Source organism: Arthrobacter sp. P1_B4 (genome assembly GCF_056406555.1).
In genome coordinates this window covers 15,244-37,697 of the sequence record NZ_JBFTZW010000027.1, presented here as the reverse complement: position 1 = coordinate 37,697, position 22,454 = coordinate 15,244, and the positions used below count along the sequence as shown (strand labels likewise).

General features: G+C 68.0%; 21 protein-coding genes. 11 read left to right on the top strand and 10 right to left on the bottom strand.

Annotation, left to right across the window (positions count from 1 at the left end):
- Positions 1–240: 240 nt before the first annotated feature.
- The gene (locus tag AC1D1W_RS11340) at positions 241–810 is read right to left on the bottom strand and encodes a TspO/MBR family protein (protein WP_476943726.1); all 570 of its coding nucleotides are present in this window, start codon (positions 808–810) and stop codon (positions 241–243) included.
- Positions 811–924: 114 nt separating this feature from the next.
- Between AC1D1W_RS11340 and AC1D1W_RS11335 the strand changes: the two genes are divergently transcribed.
- Complete coding sequence (locus AC1D1W_RS11335; protein ID WP_243181631.1) at positions 925–1,998, top strand: lipid II:glycine glycyltransferase FemX; 1,074 nt, start codon at positions 925–927, stop codon at positions 1,996–1,998.
- Between the two features lie 48 nt (positions 1,999–2,046).
- A complete protein-coding gene (locus AC1D1W_RS11330) occupies positions 2,047–3,543 on the top strand; it encodes a threonine/serine exporter family protein (RefSeq protein ID WP_243181630.1) in 1,497 nt (498 codons plus the stop codon).
- A 211-nt stretch (positions 3,544–3,754) separates the two neighbouring features.
- On the opposite strand, the gene AC1D1W_RS11325 is transcribed toward AC1D1W_RS11330, so the two are convergent.
- On the bottom strand, positions 3,755–4,594 hold the full coding sequence (locus AC1D1W_RS11325; protein WP_476943725.1) for a siderophore-interacting protein: 840 nt from the start codon (positions 4,592–4,594) through the stop codon (positions 3,755–3,757).
- 51 nt (positions 4,595–4,645) lie between these two features.
- On the bottom strand, positions 4,646–5,452 hold the full coding sequence (locus AC1D1W_RS11320; RefSeq protein WP_476943724.1) for a uracil-DNA glycosylase: 807 nt from the start codon (positions 5,450–5,452) through the stop codon (positions 4,646–4,648).
- A 203-nt stretch (positions 5,453–5,655) separates the two neighbouring features.
- Here AC1D1W_RS11320 and AC1D1W_RS11315 point away from each other — a divergent pair, with 203 nt between their 5' ends.
- The 6 genes from AC1D1W_RS11315 to AC1D1W_RS11290 all read left to right on the top strand — a co-directional run bounded on the left by AC1D1W_RS11315 (position 5,656) and on the right by AC1D1W_RS11290 (position 11,476).
- The gene (locus tag AC1D1W_RS11315; RefSeq protein WP_223915291.1) at positions 5,656–5,919 is read left to right on the top strand and encodes a DUF3263 domain-containing protein; all 264 of its coding nucleotides are present in this window, start codon (positions 5,656–5,658) and stop codon (positions 5,917–5,919) included.
- 93 nt (positions 5,920–6,012) lie between these two features.
- On the top strand, positions 6,013–6,651 hold the full coding sequence (locus tag AC1D1W_RS11310) for a LytR C-terminal domain-containing protein (protein WP_459383929.1): 639 nt from the start codon (positions 6,013–6,015) through the stop codon (positions 6,649–6,651).
- A gap of 158 nt (positions 6,652–6,809) precedes the next feature.
- A complete protein-coding gene (locus AC1D1W_RS11305) occupies positions 6,810–7,013 on the top strand; it encodes a cold-shock protein (protein WP_028276955.1) in 204 nt (67 codons plus the stop codon).
- 59 nt (positions 7,014–7,072) lie between these two features.
- Positions 7,073–8,341 carry an ABC transporter substrate-binding protein gene (locus tag AC1D1W_RS11300; protein ID WP_476943723.1) on the top strand — a complete coding sequence of 423 codons (1,269 nt, stop codon included), beginning with the start codon at positions 7,073–7,075 and terminating at the stop codon, positions 8,339–8,341.
- 295 nt (positions 8,342–8,636) lie between these two features.
- The gene (groL, locus tag AC1D1W_RS11295) at positions 8,637–10,274 is read left to right on the top strand and encodes a chaperonin GroEL (RefSeq protein WP_028276953.1); all 1,638 of its coding nucleotides are present in this window, start codon (positions 8,637–8,639) and stop codon (positions 10,272–10,274) included.
- Positions 10,275–10,408: 134 nt separating this feature from the next.
- Positions 10,409–11,476, top strand: coding sequence for an RNase H family protein (locus AC1D1W_RS11290; protein WP_476943722.1), 1,068 nt, complete (start codon positions 10,409–10,411; stop codon positions 11,474–11,476).
- Positions 11,477–11,489: 13 nt separating this feature from the next.
- Here the strand turns inward: AC1D1W_RS11290 and AC1D1W_RS11285 are convergent, their stop codons facing one another.
- The 6 genes from AC1D1W_RS11285 to AC1D1W_RS11260 form a co-directional block, all read right to left on the bottom strand.
- Positions 11,490–11,777 carry a WXG100 family type VII secretion target gene (locus AC1D1W_RS11285; protein ID WP_028276951.1) on the bottom strand — a complete coding sequence of 96 codons (288 nt, stop codon included), beginning with the start codon at positions 11,775–11,777 and terminating at the stop codon, positions 11,490–11,492.
- A gap of 191 nt (positions 11,778–11,968) precedes the next feature.
- Positions 11,969–13,435: a sensor histidine kinase gene (locus AC1D1W_RS11280; protein WP_476943721.1), complete on the bottom strand. Its 1,467-nt coding sequence runs from the start codon at positions 13,433–13,435 to the stop codon at positions 11,969–11,971.
- Positions 13,436–13,437: 2 nt separating this feature from the next.
- Entirely contained in the window at positions 13,438–14,148 is a 711-nt protein-coding gene (locus AC1D1W_RS11275; protein ID WP_018775770.1) for a response regulator transcription factor, read from the bottom strand.
- A 78-nt stretch (positions 14,149–14,226) separates the two neighbouring features.
- Positions 14,227–15,873 carry a DNA repair helicase XPB gene (locus AC1D1W_RS11270; RefSeq protein WP_223914292.1) on the bottom strand — a complete coding sequence of 549 codons (1,647 nt, stop codon included), beginning with the start codon at positions 15,871–15,873 and terminating at the stop codon, positions 14,227–14,229.
- The gene (locus AC1D1W_RS11265) at positions 15,870–18,362 is read right to left on the bottom strand and encodes a helicase-associated domain-containing protein (protein ID WP_243181624.1); all 2,493 of its coding nucleotides are present in this window, start codon (positions 18,360–18,362) and stop codon (positions 15,870–15,872) included. Before AC1D1W_RS11265 ends, AC1D1W_RS11270 begins: the two co-directional genes overlap by 4 nt.
- A gap of 10 nt (positions 18,363–18,372) precedes the next feature.
- Positions 18,373–18,606, bottom strand: coding sequence for a hypothetical protein (locus AC1D1W_RS11260; RefSeq protein ID WP_079555362.1), 234 nt, complete (start codon positions 18,604–18,606; stop codon positions 18,373–18,375).
- Between the two features lie 177 nt (positions 18,607–18,783).
- On the opposite strand from AC1D1W_RS11260, the gene AC1D1W_RS11255 reads away from it, so the two are divergent.
- From AC1D1W_RS11255 to AC1D1W_RS11245, 3 genes are read left to right on the top strand one after another with little or no spacing between them, the layout of a single operon-like run.
- Entirely contained in the window at positions 18,784–19,167 is a 384-nt protein-coding gene (locus tag AC1D1W_RS11255; protein ID WP_018776003.1) for a cold-shock protein, read from the top strand.
- An 8-nt stretch (positions 19,168–19,175) separates the two neighbouring features.
- Positions 19,176–19,802, top strand: coding sequence for a DUF3027 domain-containing protein (locus AC1D1W_RS11250; RefSeq protein WP_476943720.1), 627 nt, complete (start codon positions 19,176–19,178; stop codon positions 19,800–19,802).
- Positions 19,803–19,846: 44 nt separating this feature from the next.
- The gene (locus AC1D1W_RS11245; RefSeq protein WP_476943719.1) at positions 19,847–21,142 is read left to right on the top strand and encodes an MFS transporter; all 1,296 of its coding nucleotides are present in this window, start codon (positions 19,847–19,849) and stop codon (positions 21,140–21,142) included.
- 85 nt (positions 21,143–21,227) lie between these two features.
- Here the strand turns inward: AC1D1W_RS11245 and serC are convergent, their stop codons facing one another.
- On the bottom strand, positions 21,228–22,358 hold the full coding sequence (gene serC / locus AC1D1W_RS11240; protein WP_476943718.1) for a phosphoserine transaminase: 1,131 nt from the start codon (positions 22,356–22,358) through the stop codon (positions 21,228–21,230).
- Positions 22,359–22,454: the final 96 nt, after the last annotated feature.

Here is a 22,454-nt window from a genome sequence, read left to right as displayed (position 1 = left end):
ACTATGGACAACCGGCTAACACCGGTGACGCCCGACATTCCTAGACCAGCGGCACCCCTCCAGCCGAACACCTCGTCCTGCGGTAACCAACCCGCGCATATCAGCCAGACAGCGCTCCCTCGTCGAACATGACGCGCCAGCCAACCGGACGACGCCGAAGAACGGATACGAAAAGAGCGGTCCAAGACAAACCAGCCCTGGACCGCTCACCCTTGCCCTATTGACAAGAACACCTACATATCAGTTGTGCAGTGCCGCCCAAAGGTTCAGCGAGGATGCGTACACGATCCACGACAGGTAGGGCAGCATCAGCAGTCCTGCCGTCCGGCTGATCGGTCCGAAGAGCACCACCGTCACGGCCACGGCTACGGCCAAAGCCACGATGATCCCGAACGCGATCCACAGCGCCGGCGTCCCGAGCGCCGGGTACAGGGCGAAGAAGACCGGCGTCCAGAGCAGGTTCAGCCCCAACTGCACGCCGTAGGCTGTCAGGGCCGCTTTGGACCCCGGGGCGCGGCTGCGCCAGACCAGCCACGCCGCGACGGCCATGGCGGCGTACAGGACCGTCCAGACGGGCCCGAAAACCCAGTTCGGCGGGGACCACGGGGCCTTGTCCGCGGTGGCGTACCAGCCGTTGACGTGGTTGGCCGTGGCCAGGCCGCCCAAGGCCGCAACGAGCGCAGACGCGGCGAGGAACAGCAGTAGCGCGACCACCTGGGAGTAGCCACCGCCCGTGCCGCTTCCGACGCCCTTAGAGTGGCCGCCGGGCGCCCCGGGACGGCCTTCCAGCGGTTGTTGCTGAGCGTGCATGAGACCAGCGTAACCGCCTGACCCGGACCGGCGGCAGGGTGCGGACCGATAGACTTGGGGCTGCATGTCCGCATGCCGCCGAAGCTCGTACCGCAATGATTGGATACCGCACCCTTGCGAGAATTCACTGCCCGTTTTGCCTCTGCCGAAGAGATTGCCAACTGGGATGCCCACGTCACCGCGAACCCCAACGGCGGCAATCTCCTGCAATCGGAAGCCTTCGCCGAGGTCAAACAGCACTTTGGCTGGAAGCCCTTGCACCTGGTGTACGAGTCGGCCGATTACACGAGCTACAACCTGGTCCTGGAGAAGTCCTTTCCGGTCCTCGGCAAGCTCTGGTACCTGATCAAGGGACCCGACGTGGCGTCTGTCGAGGACATCCCCGGGATCGTCGCGGCTAACGCGGACTTCGTCAAAAGGGCCAAGCTGGGCGTCTTCGCGATCAAGATCGAACCGGATGTTGTCTTGTCCGACGACGCCGCGCGGATCCTTGAGGGCGCCGGCCTGGTCAAGACCCACAACCTGCAGCCGAACGACTCCACGGCGCTGCTCGATATTGCGCCCGAGGAAAACCAGCTGCTGCGCAACCTGCATTCCCGGGGCCGCAACGCCGTGCGCCGCGCCATCCGCGAGGGCGTGGAAGTCCACAACGTCGAGCCCACGGAAGAGAACTTCCGGGCCATGTATGCCCTGATGACCACCACGGTGGAAGCCAAGTCCCAGGTCCGGGTGCGCGAGTACGAGTACTACCGCCAGTTCTGGACCAACTTCCTGGCCCGGGACCAGGGCAGGCTGCTCTTCGTGTACGAAAACGGGGTGCCCTCGGTGGGCGCGTTCGTGATCAACTACGGCCGCAAGGGAACGTACAAGGACGGCGGCTCCCTGCAGAAGCGTGGCCAGTACGGTGACTCGCACCTCGTGCAGTGGACCGCGATCAACCAGGTCAAGGACCTCGGCTGCACCGAATACGACTTCTGCGGCACGCCGCCGAGCCACAAGCTCAAGGACACGTCGAACCCGTTCCATGGGCTGGGGCTCTTCAAGACCAGCTTCAGCAAGACCGTGACCGACTTCGTCGGCTGCTATGACCAGGTTCTGAGCCCGCTGAAGTACAAGGCCTGGATGACGGCGGGGGAGCGCGTCGCACGCCAGGTCTACACCCGGCGCACGGGCCAGCAGTTTTACTAAACCGAGCCAAAGACAATCAAGGTCAGCCAGGACAGTGAGGAGGCCGGAATGAACAACGGAACCGACGGCCACCGCAGGCCACCCACGGACGGCCTGCCCCGGACCCAGCCGATGTCGGCCATGCAGGTGCGCCAGAACGCCGCCGCCAAGAGAATGCTGCGCCGCCTGGTCCAGGGCGAAAACCCGCCCACCGCGCCGATGAGCATCGTCGACCGGCTCGCCGGCAGCCCCTACGCCAACCCGATGATTCAGGTTGGCGGGGTGGATGCCGCAGCCCGCAAGACCATCGATTTCGCCCTGAAGCTGGCCGAATCCATGTTCCGGTACGGGGCCGGCGCCCTCGAAGTCGAGACCAGCATCATCGCCATCACCGCCGCGCTTGGCCTCAAGAACATCGAGGTGGACATCACCAACCAGTCGGTGGCCATCAACTACGCACCCAAGGACCAGACGCCCATCTCACTGCTGCGGGTGGTGCGGTCCTGGACCAACAACTACGCGGGCCTCTCGCAAGTGCACCAGCTGGTGACAGACATCGTGGCCGGCGGCGTCGGCCGCGAGGAAGCCGTGCGCCGGCTTGAGGACATCACCCGCAGCGCCAAGCCGTTCCCGCGGTGGATGGTCACCGTGGCCTTCGGCGTGTTCTCTGCCGTTTTCGTCGGTGTCCTAGGCGGCGGACTGGGCGCCTCGGTCGTCGCGTTCCTCTCCAACCTTCTGGTCAGCCTGCTGGCCCGCCAGCTGGGCCGCTGGCGTACGCCGGACTTCTTCATCACTGCCTCGTGTTCGTTCCTGGTGACCATTATCGCCCTGCTGCTGTGGCGCTTCGGCAGCCCGCTGGGAGTGCAGATTGCCCCCGAAATCGTGGTGGTCGGCGGGATCCTGCTGCTCCTGCCGACGGGACGCTTGGTGTCCTCGGTGCAGGATGCGATCAACGGCTTCCCCGTCACGGCGGCCGGACGGTTCCTGTCCACCATGCTGACTTTCGGGGCGCTGGTCGCCGGCATCGCCGTCGGCTTCGTCGTGGGGGACATGACCGGCATGGATCCCATAGACGTCACCAAAACATTCCCGCCCAAGTATGACTTGTGGGTGATCGTCATCCTGATCGCCATTGCGGTGCTGATGATCGGCATCACGGAACAGACCAGCTGGAAGCTGCTGCTGCCGACTGCGGCCGTGGGGGTGGTGGGCTACCTGGTCCTCATCGGCGGCGACGCCCTGGGCATCGGATCCCGCTTCGCCCCGGCCCTCGCTGCCGTGGTGATCGGCCTGCTGGCCCGCGTCGTGGCCCTCCGGATGGGCGCCCCACAGCTGGTGGTGGCCGTTCCCGCTGCGCTGATCCTGCTCCCCGGGCTCACTATATTCCGGTCGATGTATGTATTGACCATCGAGGAATCGGAGATTCTCATGGGCGCCGGCGGGATGCTCAACGCCGGGGCCATCGTGCTCGGTGTCGCTGCCGGCATCGTGCTCGGCGACACCCTGGCGCGGCCCCTGACGCGGAGCCTGGCGAGCAACGAACGGCGCAGGGCCCGCCGCCGCTAGATCTTGCGAGGAATGCCCGTCCGGGTCCCCTAAGGCGCCGGGTTTCCCCACTTTTGCCGGGACGCGACGGTGTGTCGGCCCGCCGCGCCGGCGTGTCCCGGCGTCGTGGTGGCAAAGGTGGGGAAGCTCCGCAGCGCCAAATCTTGCTCTGCTAGATCTTGCGCCGTTAGAACTTGCGCCGTTAGATCTTGCGCCGTTAGATCTTGCGCCGTTAGATCTTGCCGATGGGGAGCTTCTTCTCCGCCTGGAAGTCGTCCTCCACCCGGCCCTTGGCCCAGTAGCCCGAGAGGGACACCTGGGCCCGCTCCAGCCCGCGCTGCACGTAGAACACGTCCCGGAGGCCCTTCATGTAGCCCCGCTCGCCGTGGGCAAAGACCTGCACCCGGCCCTCGGGCCACTCGGCGTCGCGCACCGCCGTGACCAGCAGTTCGCTCTCACCGGCGGGGGCGCCCCCGCGCAGCAGCCAGCGCAGCTCGACGCCGGCCGGCCCGGCGATGGCCTGGACGTCGGCGTCGCTGTCCACTTCGAGCAGGGCGAGGCCGCGGGCATCCTCCGGCAGGGATTCGATCGCCGCGCCGATGGCCGGCAACGCTGATTCATCGCCGGCAAACAGGTACCAGTCCGCGGCCGGATCCGGGTTGTACCCGCCGCCGGGGCCGGTGAAAGTCAGGCGATCGCCGGGCTGGGCCGAAGCCGCCCAGGGGCCGGCGAGCCCCTCGTCGCCGTGGATCACAAAGTCAATGGCCAGTTCCTGCGCCGCCGGGTCCACCCAGCGGACCGTATAGGTCCGGGTGTGCGGCCACTGACTGCGCGGCATGGTTTCCCGGATGGCCCACAAATCCAGCGGATCCGGGTATTCGACGCCGGGTTGCGGAAAGACGATCTTGACGTACCGGTCCACATAGTCGTTGTTGACGAACCCGGCGAAGCCAGGGCCCCCGGCGATGATCCGGACCATGTACGGGGAGAGCTGCTCCCTGCGCAGGACCGTCAGATCGGTCTGGGGGCGCGAGTTCCGGGTGGCGGTGGTGGCTGCGGGGACGGATGTCATGCAGCTAAGCCTAACCAAGAACCCCCGGCGGGAGCATTGCGCGGAGGCCTGTTACGGCAACGGCGGAAGCTCCCAGTCGACCGTCCCGTTGCCTTGTTCCAGCAGCAGGGCGTTGGCCCGGCTGAAGGGCCGGGACCCGAAGAAGCCGCGCGAGGCCGATAGCGGGCTGGGGTGGGCGCTGGCGATCACGGCGGCGGACCCCAGCAGCGGCCGCACGGACTCGGCATCCTTCCCCCACAGGATCGCCACCAGGGGGGCATGGCCCGCACCGGATACGGACGAGCGGCCGGCGACGGCCCGGATGGCCGCCGCCGTCACGGCCTCCCAGCCTTTGTTCCGGTGCGAGCCCGCCGCGCCGGCACGGACGCTGAGCACCCTGTTGAGCAGCAGTACGCCTTGGTCAGCCCAGTGGCTGAGGTCCCCGTGGACGCGCGGGGGGAAGCCGAGATCGGCCTGAAGTTCCTTGTAGATGTTTGCCAGGCTGCGGGGGATCGGCCGGGTGGCGCCGTCCACGGCGAAGGACAACCCCACGGCGTGCCCCGGCGTCGGATACGGGTCCTGGCCCACCACCAGCACGCGGACGCCGGCCAGGGGCTGCCGGAAAGCCCGCAGCAGGTTTGTCGGCGAGGGCAGTACACCATGCCCGGCGGCCACTTCGCCTGCGACAAAGGCGAGGGCTTCGCGCAACTGCGCCTCCACCGGCGCCAGCGGCTCCGCCCAGTCCGGAGCAACCAGCGCGTCCAGCGGCCGGCGGGCCAGGTCCGCGAAGCTGAGGGTGTCCGCGGCTGCGGGCTCCAGCTCGAACAGCGCGTCGGGTTCACTGGCGGGGTCAGACTCGGCATCAAACACAACACCCATTCTTCCCCAGCTGCGGCCCGTTTCTGCGCCCGCCCGAATGACAACCCTGTCATTCGGCCGTAGCATGGGGACTGACTTTTTACCGGATCCAGCCAGGTTTTTTGGAATCAGCCAGGGAGTGTGTCGTGGCCGAAACAGCGCAAGAGCACGTGCTCGCGGGGGATTCTGCTGTCTTCCCAACCGCCGGCGCGAGTCCGGACGGGGTGTCGGCGGAGTCTGCGCTGAGCGCCCGCGACCAGCAGATGCTGGCCTTGGAACGGCAATGGTGGAAGTACGCCGGGGCCAAGGAACAGGCCATCCGTGAGCTGTTCGATCTGTCCGCCACGCACTACTACCAGATCCTCAATGCCCTCATCGATACCGAGGATGCGCTGGCCCACGATCCCATGCTGGTCAAGAGATTGCGTAGACTACGTACATCACGCCAACGTGCCCGCACTGCCCGTCGTCTGGGAACAGATTCGTAAAGTCGCGTCACGAGCAGCCGGATGCGCACGTCCTGTTGCGTCCGTTCCGGCCTCGGGCACCCCGTATGAAATCAGCAAGGACGTCGTTTTACCATGACCAAATACGCTCGGGATGAATTTGATCGGGTCCCGGAGACCTCTGCCCGGCAGGGAGTCCACCGGGCCGTCGCGGCATCGCGGCGGCGGAGCCTGGCGCCGATCCTGGCGGCCGGCTGCGTAGCCCTGGCCATCGGCCTGGTGGCCTTCCTGATCCTGCCGAAGCTCGGCTTCTCCGCAGGCCAGGCCGCGGCCGTGACCGCCGGTGGCAGCCCGTCCGCATCTGCCAGCAGCAGCCCGTCCGCCACGAGCACCGTGAGCCCCAGCCCCACGCCGACCAGCCCGGACCCGGCCGGCACGGACGCCGCCGCCGCGCCGGCGGCTTCGCCGTCAGCTACGCCGAGCGCCACAGCCGCCGCTGTCGACAAGACGCAGCCGGTGACGATCTACAACGCGACCACCACCGCCGGCCTAGCCACCCGCGTCGGCGGCACCGTCACCTCCGACGGCTGGGTCCTGGGCGAGACAGGCAACTGGGGCGGTGTCCCGCAACAGACGTCCGTGATCTTCTACAGCGGCATCGAGCAGAAGGACAATGCGGAGGCACTCGGAGCCCTCCTCGGCGTGGACACCCTCGTGGACTCTGCCGAGTTCAACATGCCCCTTGTCGTCGTGCTCGGCCCCGGCTACCAGTAGCCAATCCGGTTACGCCTCAATAACTATTAGGCGGCGGCCCTGCCCGCCGCCGGCGTTCCTGGGGGACGCTGTGGGTACAGTATCTGCGGATTTCTCTTCGCAGTCCGCGGCGCACACCGAGGTGGGCCGCACGCAAGCTAGCTGAAAGTGTGGACACCATGGCACTGGGAACCGTCAAATGGTTCAACGCCGAAAAGGGCTACGGCTTCATCTCCGTGGACGGTTCCGAGAACGACGTCTTCGTGCACTGGTCCGCGATCGTCGGGGAAGGCTACCGCGCCCTGGACGAGGGCCAGCGGGTGGAACTGGAAGTCGGCGAGGGCGAAAAGGGCCCGCAGGCCGAAAGCGTCCGGCCCGCCTAGTGGTACTGGCTGCCGTCACGAACGCCCCAAGGAACGCGGCCGGGCGCCGCGGAGGACATTTGCCGTTGGGCCGCGCCCTGGCGGCGGGCAYAGTAGCGGCCCTGGCCCTGACGGGCTGCCTGGGCCCCGCGGGCAGCGCCCGCGTGGCCAGCGCGGACGCCAGCGGTGACGGCACCCTGCGCATCGGCCTGATCCTGGACAACACCGGCAAGCAGAACTTCCTCAACGCTTCCGAGCTCGCGGCGGCCAAACTTGCCGTCAAGGAGATCAACGCTGCCGGCGGGCACAAAGGCAAACCGGTGGAGCTGCTGCCGGAAACCATCAGCACGGACACCGCCGCCCAGGCGAAAGCGCTGGTTGCCGCCAAGGCCGACGTCGTGATCGGCCCGACCGATTCCAGCCGTGCCCCGGCCGCCATCGACGTGCTGGCCAACGCCAAGGTGGCCGTGATCTCCCCTGCCAACACCGCCGCCGGGCTCAGCAATTACAAGAGCGGCGGCTACTATTTCCGCACCTCGGCCGCCGACACCGCCCAGGCCTCCGTCCTCGCCAAACTGGTCAAAGACGGCGGCGCCAGGACCCTGGCGGTGCTGCATGAGGAAGGCGACTACGGCAAAGACGTCGCCGCCGCCGTCGGCGGTGCGGCGAAACAGTCCGGACTCGAAGTCGTGGCGGACGCGGAGTTCACCCCCGGCCAGGCGCAGCAGGCTGTCGCCGCCGCTAAGGCCGCCAACCCCGACGCCGTCATCCTGGTCTCGCGCGACGGCGCACAGGGCGCCATCGCCGAGCTGAACAACGCCGGCCTCGCCGGCAAGAAGCTGGTCCTCAGCGACGGAGCAGTCAGCAAGTACGGCGCTGGCCTGGGCGCCCGGGCGCTCGAGGGTGCACGCGGGATCCTGCCCGGCGTGTTTCCCTCCGCCGCCTTCCAGGCGGACCTCGTGGCCGTTGATCCCGGGCTGAAGGACATGGTGTTCGCCGCCGAGACGTACGACGCCGTCGTCCTGGCCGCCGTCGCCGCCGCCGCAGCAGAGGACGACGCCGGGACCTCCATCGCAGCGTCCCTCGTCGCGGTCTCCGGCGGAACCCCCGCGGCAGGCGGAACGGGGGCCGGCGGCAGCCAGCCGCCCAGCGAGTCATGCACGAGCTACAAGGACTGCGTCGGCGTCCTCCGGGCAGGCCAGCGGCCCGACTACGACGGCCAGTCCGGACGGATCAACTTTGATGCCCACGGCGACATCACCGAAGCGAACTACATGGTTTCGACTTACGGCGAGGACAACCTGCCCACGGTGGACGGCACGGAAGCCGCGAGCAGCAGCGGCGGCTGATCGCTCGTAGCGTATTGTGCCCGCGTGGCGGCCGGTTCCGGCCGACCACTGCTTGCACTCTCCCCGGGGGAGTGCTAATTATTGATTTAGCACTCCAGCGCACTGACTGCTAACACGACGCCCGGTCCGCCCGGCCGCGAAGTGGGACAGCCGGTCCAGGAGCTAAAGAAACACCTTGCTGGGGTGAGATCCCGGACCCGGCGGCATACAGAGGCCGCGGGGTAGGGATCGTCCGTCGCGGGCACCACAGCGAAGGTTCATTCTTAACGACTGTCCCGAAAGGACTACTGCCGTTATGGCCAAGATCATTGCATTTGATGAAGAGGCACGCCGCGGTCTTGAGCGGGGCCTGAACATCCTCGCCGACGCCGTCAAGGTCACCCTCGGCCCGCGGGGACGCAACGTCGTCCTCGAAAAGAAGTGGGGCGCCCCCACGATCACCAACGATGGTGTTTCCATCGCCAAGGAGATCGAGCTGGACGATCCCTACGAAAAGATCGGCGCCGAGCTGGTCAAGGAAGTTGCCAAGAAGACGGATGACGTCGCAGGCGACGGCACCACCACGGCAACCGTGCTGGCACAGGCCCTGGTCAAGGAAGGCCTGCGCAACGTAGCGGCCGGCGCTGACCCGCTGTCCCTCAAGCGCGGCATCGAGAAGGCTGTTGACGCGGTCACCATCGAGCTCCTGGCCTCCGCCAAGGAAATCGAGACCAAGGAAGAGATCGCCGCCACCGCGTCCATCTCCGCCGGCGACAACGAGATCGGCGCCCTGATCGCCGAAGCCCTCGACAAGGTCGGCAAGGAAGGCGTCATCACCGTCGAGGAGTCGAACACGTTCGGCCTCGAGCTGGAGCTGACCGAAGGCATGCGCTTCGACAAGGGCTACATCTCCGCCTACTTCGTCACCGACGCCGAGCGCCAGGAAACGGTCCTTGAGGATCCGTACATCCTGATCGTCAACTCCAAGATCTCCAACGTCAAGGAACTGGTTGCTGTCCTGGAAAAGGTCATGCAGTCCAACAAGCCGCTGCTGATCATTGCCGAAGACATCGAGGGCGAGGCCCTGGCCACCCTGATCGTCAACAAGATCCGTGGCACCTTCAAGTCCGTCGCCGTCAAGGCTCCGGGCTTCGGCGACCGCCGCAAGGCGCAGCTGGCCGACATCGCCATCCTCACCGGTGGCCAGGTCATTTCCGAGGAAGTCGGCCTCAAGCTTGAGACCGCCGGACTCGAACTCCTTGGCAAGGCCCGCAAGGTTGTTGTCACCAAGGACGAGACCACCATCGTCGAGGGTGCAGGCGACGCCGACCAGATCGCCGGCCGCGTGTCCCAGATCCGCGCCGAGATCGAGAACTCCGATTCCGACTACGACCGCGAGAAGCTGCAGGAGCGCCTGGCCAAGCTGGCCGGCGGCGTTGCAGTCATCAAGGCCGGCGCCGCAACCGAGGTCGAGCTCAAGGAACGCAAGCACCGCATTGAGGACGCCGTCCGCAACGCCAAGGCTGCTGTCGAAGAGGGCATCGTCGCCGGCGGTGGCGTTGCCCTGATCCAGGCCGGCGCCAAGGCATTCGCGAACCTGCAGCTCTCCGGTGACGAAGCAACGGGCGCGAACATCGTCCGCGTTGCCATCGACGCCCCGCTGAAGCAGATCGCCTTCAACGCCGGCCTCGAGCCCGGCGTCGTCGTGGACAAGGTCCGCGGCCTGCCCGCAGGCCACGGCCTCAACGCCGCCACCGGCGAGTACGTCGACCTGCTGGCCGCCGGCATCAACGACCCGGTCAAGGTAACCCGCTCTGCCCTGCAGAACGCGGCTTCCATCGCCGGCCTGTTCCTCACCACCGAGGCCGTTGTAGCCGACAAGCCCGAGAAGGGTGGCGCCCCGATGGGCGGCGGCGACGACATGGGCGGCATGGGCGGCATGGGCGGTTTCTAACCACCCGCGCCAGCCATTACCGGCTGTTCGACGACGGCGGTCCCACCTTCGGGTGGGGCCGCCGTCGCCGGTTAAGCGCGGTCCCTGGCCAAGGAGCGTCGGTGGGCGTCGGCGGGTTCTGGCAGGATAGGTCAGTGACGATTACAGCAGCGGCCGACGGTTCGGCCTTAGGAAATCCCGGCCCGGCCGGCTGGGCCTGGTACGTGAATGACGACTGCTGGCGGGCCGGCGGATGGCCCCACGGCACGAACAACCAGGGCGAACTGATGGCGGTGCTGGACCTGTTCCGGGCAACGGCGCACATGCCCGGGGAAGACCTGCTGATCCTCTGCGACAGCCAGTACGTCATCAACGCCGTGACCAAGTGGATGCCCGGCTGGAAACGCAAGGGCTGGCGCAAGGCAGACGGCAAGCCGGTGCTGAACGTGGACCTCCTCAAGGACATCGACCAGGCGCTCGTGGGCCGCAAGTACACCTTCGAGTGGGTGCGGGGCCACGCGGGGCACGAGCTCAACGAGGCGGCGGACGTCCGCGCCCGGGCAGCGGCCACGGCGTACCAGCAGGGCGTGGCCGTCCGGCAGGGTCCCGGGTTCGGCAACCCGGAGGGCGAACCGTCAGCGGGCAAGACACCGCAGGACAAGATGCAGCAGGACAAGATGCAGCAGGACAAGATGCAGCCAGCCGCCCTGCAGCCCGACGCCCAGCCCGCCGCCATCCCTGCGACTGCCGCCCCCGCGGCCCGGCCGCAGGCAGCCCCGGCGCCAGCCGGCCAGCAGGAACTCTTTGGCGTGCCGGGGACCTACGACGAACCGGACCTCTTCAGCGAACTCGAAGAAGAACGTGCCGTAGACCGGGCGGAGGCCAGCGCCGAAGCCGTCGTCGAGTCCCTCGAACGCGAACTGCTCCGCCCCGAAACCCGGGCGGACCTGGGCCGCACGGGCGTGCTGCTCCACCCGGACTTCACCGAAATCGGCAGCTCCGGCCGGATCTGGACCCGCGACGCCATGATGATGTCACTCGAGGACAACCCGGGCGGAGCCGTGGAGCTGGAATTGTTGGGCGCGGACCGGCTGGGTGAGAAGACCATCCTCCTGACCTACCGCAGCCACACCCGTGAGGGATCGGCCCTGCGCAGCTCCCTGTGGGTCCTTGAAGGCGCGCAATGGCGCCTCCGCTTCCACCAGGGCACACCCGAGGCCTGAGGGCGCGTGCGGCTCACGTGAAGCGCTGCGCATTGCCCTGTTCCGCCTGCGCATAGGTGGCGGCAGCGGAGTTCAGCGCGAGGTTGATGGACGCCAGGGAAGCCTCGACCCTGCCCTGGGTCAGCGTCCACTCGGCCACGAGGGTTTGGAAATTAGTCGCCGCGGAGCCCCGCCAGCTGCCCTGGAGCTCGTCCAGCCCCCGTTTCATGGCGTGGACGTCCGCGCTGATCCTCTCCACCGTGGCCTGCACGTTGGCGGACTTCAGCTGGAGGAGTTCCGTATCGACGGAGATGATGCTCATGGAAAGGCCTCTCGAATGCTCGGGAGGCGGCCGCGGCCCGGCGGAGCACGGTGACCGTCAGCGGGTCTGCGGTGACGTATTGCGCTGACATTTTCGGTGAGAGCTGGCGGGGGAGCGGCTGCCTCATCCGGATCTTCCGGACACCTCGAGCGTAGGCGGGCGGCGCGCCGGCCGGACACCGCCGTCGGCCCCTATGTGGATAAGTCCGCTGTGGACCGTTCCGTGGCCTCTTCGTCCAGGAGCGGGATGCTGACCACCAGCGTGGCACCACCGCCGTCGGTCTTCCCGACCCGCACGGACCCGGAATGCGAGCCGACGATGGCGGCCACGATCGCCAGGCCAAGTCCGCTGCCGCCGGTCTCCCGGGTCCGGGAGGTGTCGGCGCGGTAGAAGCGCTCGAAAATCCGGGCCGCCTCGTCATCCGAAACCCCCGGTCCGTGGTCCCGGACCTCGATCACGGACTGCCGTGTTCCGTCCGGTGCGGTCCGGACCCCGACGCCAATTTCGACAGGGGTGCCCTCCGGCGTGTAGCGCAGGGCATTGCCGACCAGGTTGCTGACCACTTGGCGCAGTTTGGCTTCGTCGCCCAGCACCGGGGCGGCGGTCGGGGCCGCGCCGTCAATCCCGGTGAGGGTGATGGTGCGGCTGCGGTCGCTCGCCTGGGTGTCCACCACGGCGTCGTTGGCCAGCAGCAGCAGGTCTGCGGGTTTCTGCTGCAACGGCCGCTGTTCGTCGATCCTGGCCAGCAGCAGCAGGTCTTCGACCATGGCTCCCATGCGTTTGGCTTCGCTTTCGATCCGCCCCATCGCCGTGGCCACATCTTCCGGAGTGGACAACGCCCCGTGCCGGTACAGCTCGGAGAACCCGCGGATGGTCACCAGCGGGGTTCTCAGTTCGTGCGAGGCGTCGGCGGCGAAGCGCCGCATCCGCGCCTCGGACGCCATCCTGGCGGCGAAGGCCGTCTCAATGTGCGCGAGCATGGCATTGAGCGAGCTCCCAAGCCGGCCCACCTCCGTGCCCGGGTTCTCCACCTCCACACGCTGGGACAAGTCTCCCGCGGCGATCGCGGCGGCCGTCTTCTCCACCCGGGCCAGCGGCCGGAAGGACCGCGAAACAGTCCACGTGGCGATGAAGAACGCCAGCACGAGCGTCAGCAGGCCCACACCCACCACCACCAGGGCAGCGTGTTCCATCACCGAATCCACGGGGTCCAGCGGCAGCCCGATCACGACGACGGCGCCGCGGTTGTTGTTGTCCACCACGCTGACGGCCACGACCCGCCAGTTGCCGCCCTCGGATCCGCGGACCTGGAACGGCATCTGCTGGCGTTCCCGGGCCTCGACCGAGGAAAAGGTGCTGAGCGCGGGGTGGGATTCCTTGTCGCCGCCGAACGTGTAGGGCGGAAGACCGGGGCTGAAGAGCATCAGCGAGTAGTCAGTGGGAACTGTGGAGTTGGTCTCCTGCAGCTGGCTGAAGGACTGCTGCTGGCGCGCGGATTCGACGGCGGCCCGGAGCTTGTCATCCACCTGGCCCTGCAGGAAGCTGTGCAGCAGCGTCAGCGTGCCCGCCCCGGTAGCCGTGAGGGCCACCAGCATGAGCGCCATCATGATGGCCACGAGCTGCGAGCGCAGCGACGCCGATTTCCAGCGGTACAGCAAGGTCAGCGCTTCTCGGCAGTCCGCAGAACGTAGCCGACGCCGCGCTTGGTCTGGATCAGTGCCGGGGCATCGGGATCGATATCCACTTTGCGGCGCAGGTAGGAGATGTAGGACTCCACGATCGAGGCGTCGCCGTTGAAGTCGTACTCCCATACATGGTCGAGGATCTGGGCTTTGGACAGGACCCGGTTCGGGTTGAGCATGAGGTAGCGCAGGAGCTTGAATTCCGTGGGCGAAAGCTCGATCACTGTCCCGCCGCGCCGGACCTCGTGGGCGTCGTCGTCGAGCTGGAGGTCATCGACCCGGATCACGGCGTCGTCGTCGACCTGGGGTTGCGTGCGCCGGAGTACGGCGCGGATGCGGGCCACCACCTCGTCGAGGCTGAACGGTTTGGTGACGTAATCATCCCCGCCCACGGTCAAGCCGGTGACTTTGTCCTCGGTGTCGTCCTTGGCCGTGAGGAACAGGACGGGGAAGTGCTTGCCGGCGGCGCGCAGGCGGCGGGTAACGGTGAAGCCGTCCATGTCCGGCAGCATGACGTCCAGCACCGCCAGGTCGGGGGAGTGCAGCTCAGCAGCAGCCAGTGCCTCGCGTCCGCTGCCGGCCGAGACGACTTCGAAACCAGCGAAGCGCAGGGACGTGGAGAGCAGCTCGCGGATGTTCGGTTCGTCATCGACGACAAGCAGCTTGGCTTCGGGACCGTTCTTCTTCATGTTCCCATGATGCTCCCAGACTCTGGGAGTTTTCTGAATGGAGGTTGTGTGTTGCATGGCCGCATCCCCGGCACCCGCCTAGCCCGCGGTGCCGACGTCCTTGGCGTCCATGATCCGGTAGGCGTACCCCTGCTCGGCGAGGAACCGCTGCCGCTTCGCGGCGAAATCCTGGTCCAGGGTGTCCCTGGCCACGAGCGAATAGAACCGGGCGGAGCGGCCGTCCTTCTTCGGGCGCAGCAGCCGRCCCAGGCGCTGGGCCTCCTCCTGTCGGGAACCGAATGAACCGGAGACCTGGATCGCGACCGACGCCTCGGGCAGGTCGATGGAGAAATTGGCGACCTTGGACACCACCAGGGTCTGCACCTCGCCGGCGCGGAACGCGTCGAACAGCCGCTGGCGCTCCTTCACCGACGTGTCGCCCTTGATCACCGGCGCGCCCAGGCGCTCGCCGATCTCGTCGAGCTGGTCGATGTACTGCCCGATCACCAGGAGCTGTTCCCCGGCGTGTTCGGCGACGAGTTCTTCGACCACCCGGGTCTTCGTCTCGGAGGTGGCACACAGCCGGTATTTGTCGGCGTCCTCGGCCATGGCATAGGCCACCCGCTCGTCGCGGGGCAGGTCCACCCGGACTTCCACGCAATCGGCCGGGGCGATGTAGCCCTGGGCCTCGATGTCCTTCCACGGCGCGTCGTAGCGTTTCGGACCGATCAGGCTGAAGACCTCGCCCTCCCGGCCGTCCTCCCGCACCAACGTGGCGGTCAGCCCGAGCCGTCGGCGGGCCTGCAGGTCCGCCGTCATCCGGAAGATCGGCGCGGGCAGCAGGTGGACCTCGTCGTAGATGATGAGGCCCCAGTCGTTGCCGTCCACGAGCTCCAGGTGCGGGTACAGCCCGCCGCGCTTCGTGGTCAGGACCTGGTAGGTGGCGATCGTGACCGGCCGGACTTCCTTGACGGAGCCGGAGTACTCGCCGATCTCCTCCTCGGTCAGCGACGTGCGTTTGAGGAGCTCGTCCTTCCACTGCCGCGCGGCGACGGTGTTGGTCACCAGGATCAGTGTGGTGGTGGAGCTGGTGGCCATGGCGGCCGCCCCGACCAGCGTCTTGCCGGCGCCGCAGGGAAGGACGACGACGCCGCTGCCGCCGGCCCAGAAGTTCTCCGCGGCCAGTTGCTGGTAGGGCCGCAGCTTCCATCCCGATTCGTTGAGCATGATGGGGTGCGGGGTGCCGTCCACGTAGCCGGCCAGGTCCTCGGCCGGCCAGCCAAGCTTGAGCAGCAGCTGCTTGAGCTGGCCGCGCTGGGAGGAATGCACCACCACCGTCTCGCCGTCGATCCGTGGCCCGAGCAGCGGGGCGATCTTCTTGGCGCGGCTGACTTCCTCGAGCACCGGGTAGTCGGAGGTGCGCATGACCAGGCCGTGCTGCGGGTCCTTCTCCAGCCGGAGCCGGCCGTACCGGGACATGGTCTCTTCGACGTCGATCAGCAGGGAGTGGGGCACGGGGAAACGGGAATACGTGAGCAGGGTGTCCAGCACTTTTTCGGCGTCCAGCCCGGCCGCCCGGGCGTTCCAGAGCCCCAGTGGCGTCAGCCGGTAGCTGTGCACATGCTCCGGGGCCCGTTCCAGCTCGGCGAACGCCGCGATGGCGTGCCGGGCCTCCGTTGCGAGTTCGTGGTCGACCTCCAGCAGGATGGTCTTGTCACTCTGGACGATCAGGGGCCCGTCATTCACTGGAACAATTCCTCTGTAGCTTCTACGTCGATAATGCGGTGGATGGACAGGACCCGCTCGATCTCCTTGTCCGGATCGAACACCCGCACCCGCCCGCCATTCACAGCTACCGGAACAACCGTCTCGCGGGTGGCATTCCCCATGCTGTCCACGACGTTCATGATGACCCGCTGCCTGAGGCGGATCGCCTTCAGCAGGGTCTCGAGGCCCAGCTGGGTCGCTTCCTCGCTGCCCGGTGCCGCCGGCGGGTGGGCGCCGGAGCCCGGCGCCCGGGACCCGTTGGCGCGGAGCACGGCCAGTTGGGCCTCGATGTCGGCCTCCGGCGGAGCGGTCCGCGGGGCCGTGTAGACCGGCCGGCCGCTGCCGGGCGCAGGGGTGCTGCGGCGCAGCCGGACGATCGCGGAGGCAGCTTCCTCCAGGACCGGGGCGAGCCCCAGACCCCGGAGGGCCTGGGCGGTTTCCCGGGGCGCGGCGTGGGAGACGACCACGGTGGGCGCGATGCGCACCAGCCCGAGGCCGGCCGCGGCCGGGGCGTTGAGCAGCTCCAGCAGGGCAGCCTCGTCCTCGCTTTGGATAAAGCTGGCCGCGGCCCCCACCCGGAGCCGGGAATGGCGCGCGGCGGTGTCTTCGATGAGGTACTGGAGGGGCTGCGGGATGGCGGTGGCCGAATGCTGGCGCAGGAAGTCCAGCATCGCCGCGGCGTCCTGGCCGGCGTCGAGGGCACGGCGCACGGAGGTGACGGAGAACCGGTAGATGGTGGCCGGTCCCTGCCCTTCGGCCGTGGCCATGGTCAGGAGCCGTTCGCTCAGTTCGGGGTCGAGGTAGCCCGGCGCCACCGCCGTCAGGTCCGCCTGCAGCAACACATGCTGCAGGGCCGCCGGCAGGTGTTCGCCCAGGATCCCCAGGGCGTCGTCCGGCTGCTCGGCGGCGATCGCGGCGCCCAGCTGGCTCAGCGCCCCGGAGCCGATCAGGCCGAGCATCTCGGCCTCCGCGAGGATGCCGCGGATCAGCGAGCTGAAGCGCCTGGCCATCCGGGGCTGCGTCCACTCGGCACGCTCCAGCACGGCGGCGGCATCGAGGACCGGGGCCTGCCCGTCGGGCGCCACGGCCTCAAGGGTGAGTTCGTGCAGGATTTCCAGGACCCTTTTGCGGACCACCGGGGCGTCCGGCCGCTGCGCCTCGGCGGAGAGCGCATTGATGGTGGTCCCTGCCGGGCCCCGGTGCCCTGCCGGGCCCGGGGCGGCAGCATTCACCGGTTGGCCCACGAGGGACGGTGCGCGCTCGCTGGCCAGCCAGGCGTTGACCAGCCACAGCCACTGCTCCTGCCGCGGCAGCGACAGCCACTCCAGCTGCGGCGGCTGCACCCACGCAGAACTGTCGACGTCCAGGCGTAGCAGACCGGCCATTCCGCAGAGCTCCGCGAGGACACCGGCCTCGTGCACTTCCATCCGCAGGGAATCCGCCAGCCGCTTCATCTCCCGGACCCCGACGCCCCCGCTGCGCAGCGTCGCCAGCGGCTGTTCGCGCACGGTGTAGAGCACTTCGCCCACGAGCCGCAGCGTCTCGGCGATGGCGCCCAACGCGGCGTTTCGGCGCAGCCCTGCGCTCGTGTTGCCCAGCCGGGGGACGGGCGGCGTGAGCGAAAAGTTCTCGATGACAAACCCGCCGCGCAGCGACACTCCGACGCTGTGCGGCAGTTCGACGTGCGCGGCGTCCAGCGGTACCAGCAGCCCGCGCGCCAGCAGCCAGTCCACGGGGCCGACGTCGGCGCCTTCGTGGAGCACGGACGCCCTGCGCTGCGCCTGCGGGACGGCGCCCATGGCCCAGTTCCCGAAGCGGGCCAGAAGGGCAGCGGTCCGGTCCGGTGCGGAGGCCAGGATTTGCTGGAGCGATTCCGGTGTTGCCGTCCAGTGCTGCAGGGACAGGGCGGCTTCCATCGGCGTCGTGGCGGGGGAGATGGACGCCCCGGCGCGGTGAAGTTCCCCCACCAGCTGCACCACGCGCTGTGCAAAAGCAGGCTGGAGCCGCACAAGTTCGGTGTAGCTGCGCCCGAGCCCCGCTGGGTAGATGCCAATCACGTCCTTGAGGCTGCCGACCGGAAGGTAGTGGCGCTGCTTGGCGGCGGCGGGGGTCGCGCCGTGCGGCGGATCGGCGCGGTGGACGAGGGCCAGTTCCTGCAGGGAATGGAGGAGCCGGTCGACGGCGGCAACCGAGGAGCCGTTGATCAGTTTCTTCAGCATCGCCGCCGACGCGCTGTGCCCGGTATCGGCGTTGGTGCACAGGTGCAGGGTTTCCAGGACCTGCATCTGCGGGCGGTTGAGCCGTTCGAGGGCCCGCTGCACGCTGACGCGTCCGCTGGCGCGGGCGGCGAGGGCGGCGAAGTCCGGGACGCCGGGAGAAATCAGGTCCGGCCGCGCGGAGAACAGGGCCCGCAACGATTCGTCGCTTCGTGCCTGAAGTTCCTTGCTGAGCGCGCGGATGAGGGACATCGCTCCAACGTTACCTTTCGCCGGGCCCGCGCGGGCGGCGCCGGGCTGCCACCGCGTCGACAACGAGGGCCAGCATGAGCAGGAATGCCACCGGGAGGCCGTAAAGGGCCGTCGAGGTAATCCAGGCCGGCGCCACGGCATTGTTGAAGGCCATGGCCATGACAGCGCCGACGGCAACGAGGGACAGCACAGCAAGGGTGGCCGCTACGATCATCAAAGGCCGCCGGTAACGCGTCAGTGTCATGGGGGCAACGCTAACAGTCCGGCATCGCCCGCGCCTCAAGCCGTTAAAGTGAACCAGGCAGGATAACCTTGGAGATACAGACCAACACGGTCCGGGCAGTCATACCCTGAACCCGCGTATCCATGCGGATGCGGTGACCGCCGGCCGTGTCCCCGCAGAACGAAGAAGGTTGATTACGTGCCTACCGGCAAGGTCAAGTGGTATGACAAGGAAAAAGGCTTCGGATTCCTCGCGGGCGAGGACGGCCAGGAAGTCTTCCTGCCCAAGTCCGCGCTGCCCGAAGGCATTACGGAGCTCAAGGCCGGCACGCGTGTTGAATTTGGTGTAGCCGACGGACGCAAGGGTGCCCAGGCCCTGGGCCTGCGCGTGCTGGACAAGACGCCGTCCATCGCCAAGGCAAAGCGGCCCAGCGCCAGGGACCTTGCCCCGCTGGTCCAGGACCTCGTCAGCGTGCTGGATAACCTGTCCGGGACCCTGTCCGCGGGCAAGTACCCGGAAGGCAACAAGGGCAAGGCGATCGCAGCGGCCCTCCGTAAGGTTGCCGACGAGCTGGACGTATAAGGCTTTTGATGACTCAGGAACCTGATCAGTTGCCGGCGCCGGATGCCGGAACCGCAGCGCCCGCCGGGGCTAAAGCAACCGGCCCCAAGCAGGGAATCCGTCCGCGCGCCGGCGTGCCCGTCTGGCGCACCGGCAAGCCTGACGCCTTCCTGGCCGCAGCCGTCGACGTCGCCCGCACCGCGGTGGAGGGCATTGCCCCCGCCGAGCAGATCGGCGAGCACATCGGCGCCCGGAGCGAGGGCGACCGCCTGGTGACCCACCTGTTCGAATCCAGGCTCCCCGGATACCTGGGGTGGCAGTGGTACGCCGTGCTGACACGCAACTCGCGCTCCAAGGTGGTCACGGTGGACGAACTTGGCCTTCTGCCCTCCGAGGACTCCATCCTGGCACCGGCCTGGGTTCCGTGGGCCGAACGGGTCCGGCCGGAAGACGCGCAGGCTGACGAGGCTGCCGAGGCGCCGTCCGGTCCCGAAGCGCCGTCGCAGGCGTCCGACGCCGACCAGCAGGATGACGCTGACGACGACGACGCCGACGACGCTGACACCGCCGACACCGACGACGACGCCGACGACGCCGACACCGACGCCGACGCCGACGACGCCGAGCGGGAACGCTCAACGGGCGAGGCCGACTAGCGGTTGGAAGCGTCCGGGAGCGTGTCTGGGGAGGGCTGGGGCTGATGTCCACGTTCAAATCCCTGCACATCCTGAACTACCGGATCTGGTTCGTCGGCGCCCTTATTTCCAACGTTGGCACCTGGATGCAGCGCACCGCCCAGGACTGGCTGGTGTTCGCCCACCTGACGGCGCACGATGCCGGGGCGGTGGGAATCACGATGGCCCTGCAGCTGGGCCCGCAACTCTTCCTGGCACCCGTGGCCGGACTGGTCGCCGACCGGTTCAACCGCAAGCGGCTCCTGGTGCTGACGCAGTCCGCCATGGCGCTGCTGAGCGCGGGGCTGGGCATCCTGGTGGTCACGGGCGCGGCGCAGCTCTGGCACGTCTACGCCTTCGCCCTGATGCTCGGGGTGGTTTCCGCCCTGGACGCCCCCGTCCGGCTAACCTTCGTCTCGGAACTGGTCCAGGACGACTACCTCCCCAACGCCGTGGCCCTGAACAGCGCGTCTTTCAATGTTGCCCGGATGATCGGTCCGGCCGTCGCCGGCGTGCTCACGGCCGTCGTCGGGCCCGGCTGGGTCTTCCTCATTAATACGCTCACCTTTGTGCCCCTGTTGCTGAGCCTGGCGAAAATCCCGTCGTCGTCGCTGCGCCGGCTGCCGCGGGCACCGGCGGGCAGGGGCAGGATCCGGGAGGGGCTGCGCTATGTGAGGTACCGTCCGGATTTGATCGTGGTGCTGGTGGCGATCTTCATCGTGGGAACCCTGGGGCTGAATTTCGCCCTGTTCATCGCGGCCATGGTGGGGACCGAATTCGGCCTGGACGCGGGGGCCTTCGGCCTGATGAATTCGATCATGGCCATCGGATCCGTCGCCGGGGCCCTGCTGTCCGCCGGGCGCGGCAAGCCACGGCTGCGGGTCATCTTCGGGGCGGCCGCCGCCTTCGGTGTGACCTCGGGCATCGCAGCGATGGCCCCGAACTACTTCTGGTACGGCGTCGCACTTGTGCCCGTGGGGCTGTTCGCGATCACCATGATGACGAGCGCAAACGGGTACGTCCAGACCACCACAGAGCCCGTAATGCGGGGCCGGGTGATGGCCCTCTACATGGCGATCTTCATGGGCGGAACTCCCCTCGGGGCACCGCTCGTCGGCTGGGTGGCAAACACCGCCGGCCCCCGCTGGTCCATGGCGGTCGCGGCGGGCGCCGGCCTGCTGGCGGCCCTGATCGGGCTGGTGTGGATCATCCGCGCGAAGCACCTGCGGCTCCACTTCAACCGCCGCGCCCACGGGCTGCGGTACTTCCGCGTCGAAAGCCGGACCGGCGCGGCCGGTGCCGGCAGGGACCCGCGGCCGTAGGCATAGCAGGGCGGACGGACCTGAAACGACGACGGCGCCGTCACGGCCTAGGTCCTCAGGGGCCGTGACGACGCCGGACGCAGGGCTACTTCTTCAGTTCCGCCACGACGAAATCGATGCACTCGAGCAGTGCCGAGACATCGTCGGGCTCGATCGCCACGAAGGTGGCGATGCGCAGCTGGTTGCGGCCCAGCTTGCGGTACGGCTCGGTGTCGACGACGCCGTTGGCGCGGAGCACCTTGGCGATGGCCGCGGCGTCGATCGAGTCATCGAAGTCGATCGTGGCGATCACGTTCGAGCGGTCCTCGGCCTTGGCCACGAACGGCGTGGCGTATTCGGACGCTTCGGCCCAGCCGTAGATGCGGCCGGCAGAATCCGCGGTCCGGCCGGCGGCGAAGTCCAGGCCGCCGTTGGCGTTGAGCCACTGCACCTGGGCGTCCAGGGTCACCAGGGTGGCCAGCGCGGGGGTGTTGTAGGTCTGGTTCAGCCTGGAATTGTCGATCGCCGTCTGGAGGTCAAGGAAGTCGGGAATCCAGCGGTTGCCGGCCTTGATCCGTGCCGCCCGTTCCAGCGCGGCCGGGGAGAACAGGCCCAGCCACAGGCCGCCGTCGGACGCGAAGTTCTTCTGCGGCGCGAAGTAGTACACGTCCGACTCCGCCACGTCCACGTCCAGCCCGCCCGCGGCCGAGGTCGCGTCCACGAGCACCAACGACCGCTCGTCGGCGCCGGCCACCCGCTGGACGGGGGCGGCAACGCCGGTTGAGGTCTCGTTCTGCGGCCACGCATAGACGTCGACGCCGGCCTCCGCCCGGGCGGTGGGGCGGGTGCCGGGTTCGGCCTTGATGATGGAGGACTCGGCAAGGAACGGCGCCTTGTTGGTGGCGGAAGCGAACTTCGAGCCGAACTCGCCGAAGGACAGGTGCTGCGCCTTGTTCTCCACGAGCCCGAAGCTGGCAATGTCCCAGAACGCGGTAGATCCGCCGACGCCCAGCACCACTTCATAGCCTTCCGGTGCCCGGAAGAATTCGCTGAGGCCGCTGCGCACCGAGCCGACCAGGTTCTTCACGGGCGCCTGGCGGTGGGAGGTCCCCAGCAGCTTCGACGATGCCGCGGCCAGGGCGTCCATCTGTTCCGGCCGGACTTTGGACGGGCCGGCGCCGAACCGTCCGTCCTTGGGCAGGAGGTTGGCGGGGATCGTGATGCTGGTGTCGCTCACAGTGGCTCCAATTTTCGGCTGGTTCGTAGCGTGGCTGGGAGGTGGCGGGCAGGGATGGCTACCACGGACACCCCTCTTCATTCTGCCTGTCTTATT

Excerpts from the sequence above, each read along its gene's own strand:
- AC1D1W_RS11340 (WP_476943726.1), bottom strand. The coding sequence starts at position 810 with ATGCACGCTCAGCAACAACCGCTGGAAGGCCGTCCCGGGGCGCCCGGC.
- AC1D1W_RS11330 (WP_243181630.1), top strand. The coding sequence starts at position 2,047 with ATGAACAACGGAACCGACGGCCACCGCAGGCCACCCACGGACGGCCTG.
- AC1D1W_RS11325 (WP_476943725.1), bottom strand. The coding sequence starts at position 4,594 with ATGACATCCGTCCCCGCAGCCACCACCGCCACCCGGAACTCGCGCCCC.
- AC1D1W_RS11320 (WP_476943724.1), bottom strand. The coding sequence starts at position 5,452 with ATGGGTGTTGTGTTTGATGCCGAGTCTGACCCCGCCAGTGAACCCGAC.
- AC1D1W_RS11310 (WP_459383929.1), top strand. The coding sequence starts at position 6,013 with ATGACCAAATACGCTCGGGATGAATTTGATCGGGTCCCGGAGACCTCT.
- AC1D1W_RS11305 (WP_028276955.1), top strand. The coding sequence starts at position 6,810 with ATGGCACTGGGAACCGTCAAATGGTTCAACGCCGAAAAGGGCTACGGC.
- groL (WP_028276953.1), top strand. The coding sequence starts at position 8,637 with ATGGCCAAGATCATTGCATTTGATGAAGAGGCACGCCGCGGTCTTGAG.
- AC1D1W_RS11285 (WP_028276951.1), bottom strand. The coding sequence starts at position 11,777 with ATGAGCATCATCTCCGTCGATACGGAACTCCTCCAGCTGAAGTCCGCC.
- AC1D1W_RS11275 (WP_018775770.1), bottom strand. The coding sequence starts at position 14,148 with ATGAAGAAGAACGGTCCCGAAGCCAAGCTGCTTGTCGTCGATGACGAA.
- AC1D1W_RS11265 (WP_243181624.1), bottom strand. The coding sequence starts at position 18,362 with ATGTCCCTCATCCGCGCGCTCAGCAAGGAACTTCAGGCACGAAGCGAC.
- AC1D1W_RS11260 (WP_079555362.1), bottom strand. The coding sequence starts at position 18,606 with ATGACACTGACGCGTTACCGGCGGCCTTTGATGATCGTAGCGGCCACC.
- AC1D1W_RS11250 (WP_476943720.1), top strand. The coding sequence starts at position 19,176 with ATGACTCAGGAACCTGATCAGTTGCCGGCGCCGGATGCCGGAACCGCA.
- AC1D1W_RS11245 (WP_476943719.1), top strand. The coding sequence starts at position 19,847 with ATGTCCACGTTCAAATCCCTGCACATCCTGAACTACCGGATCTGGTTC.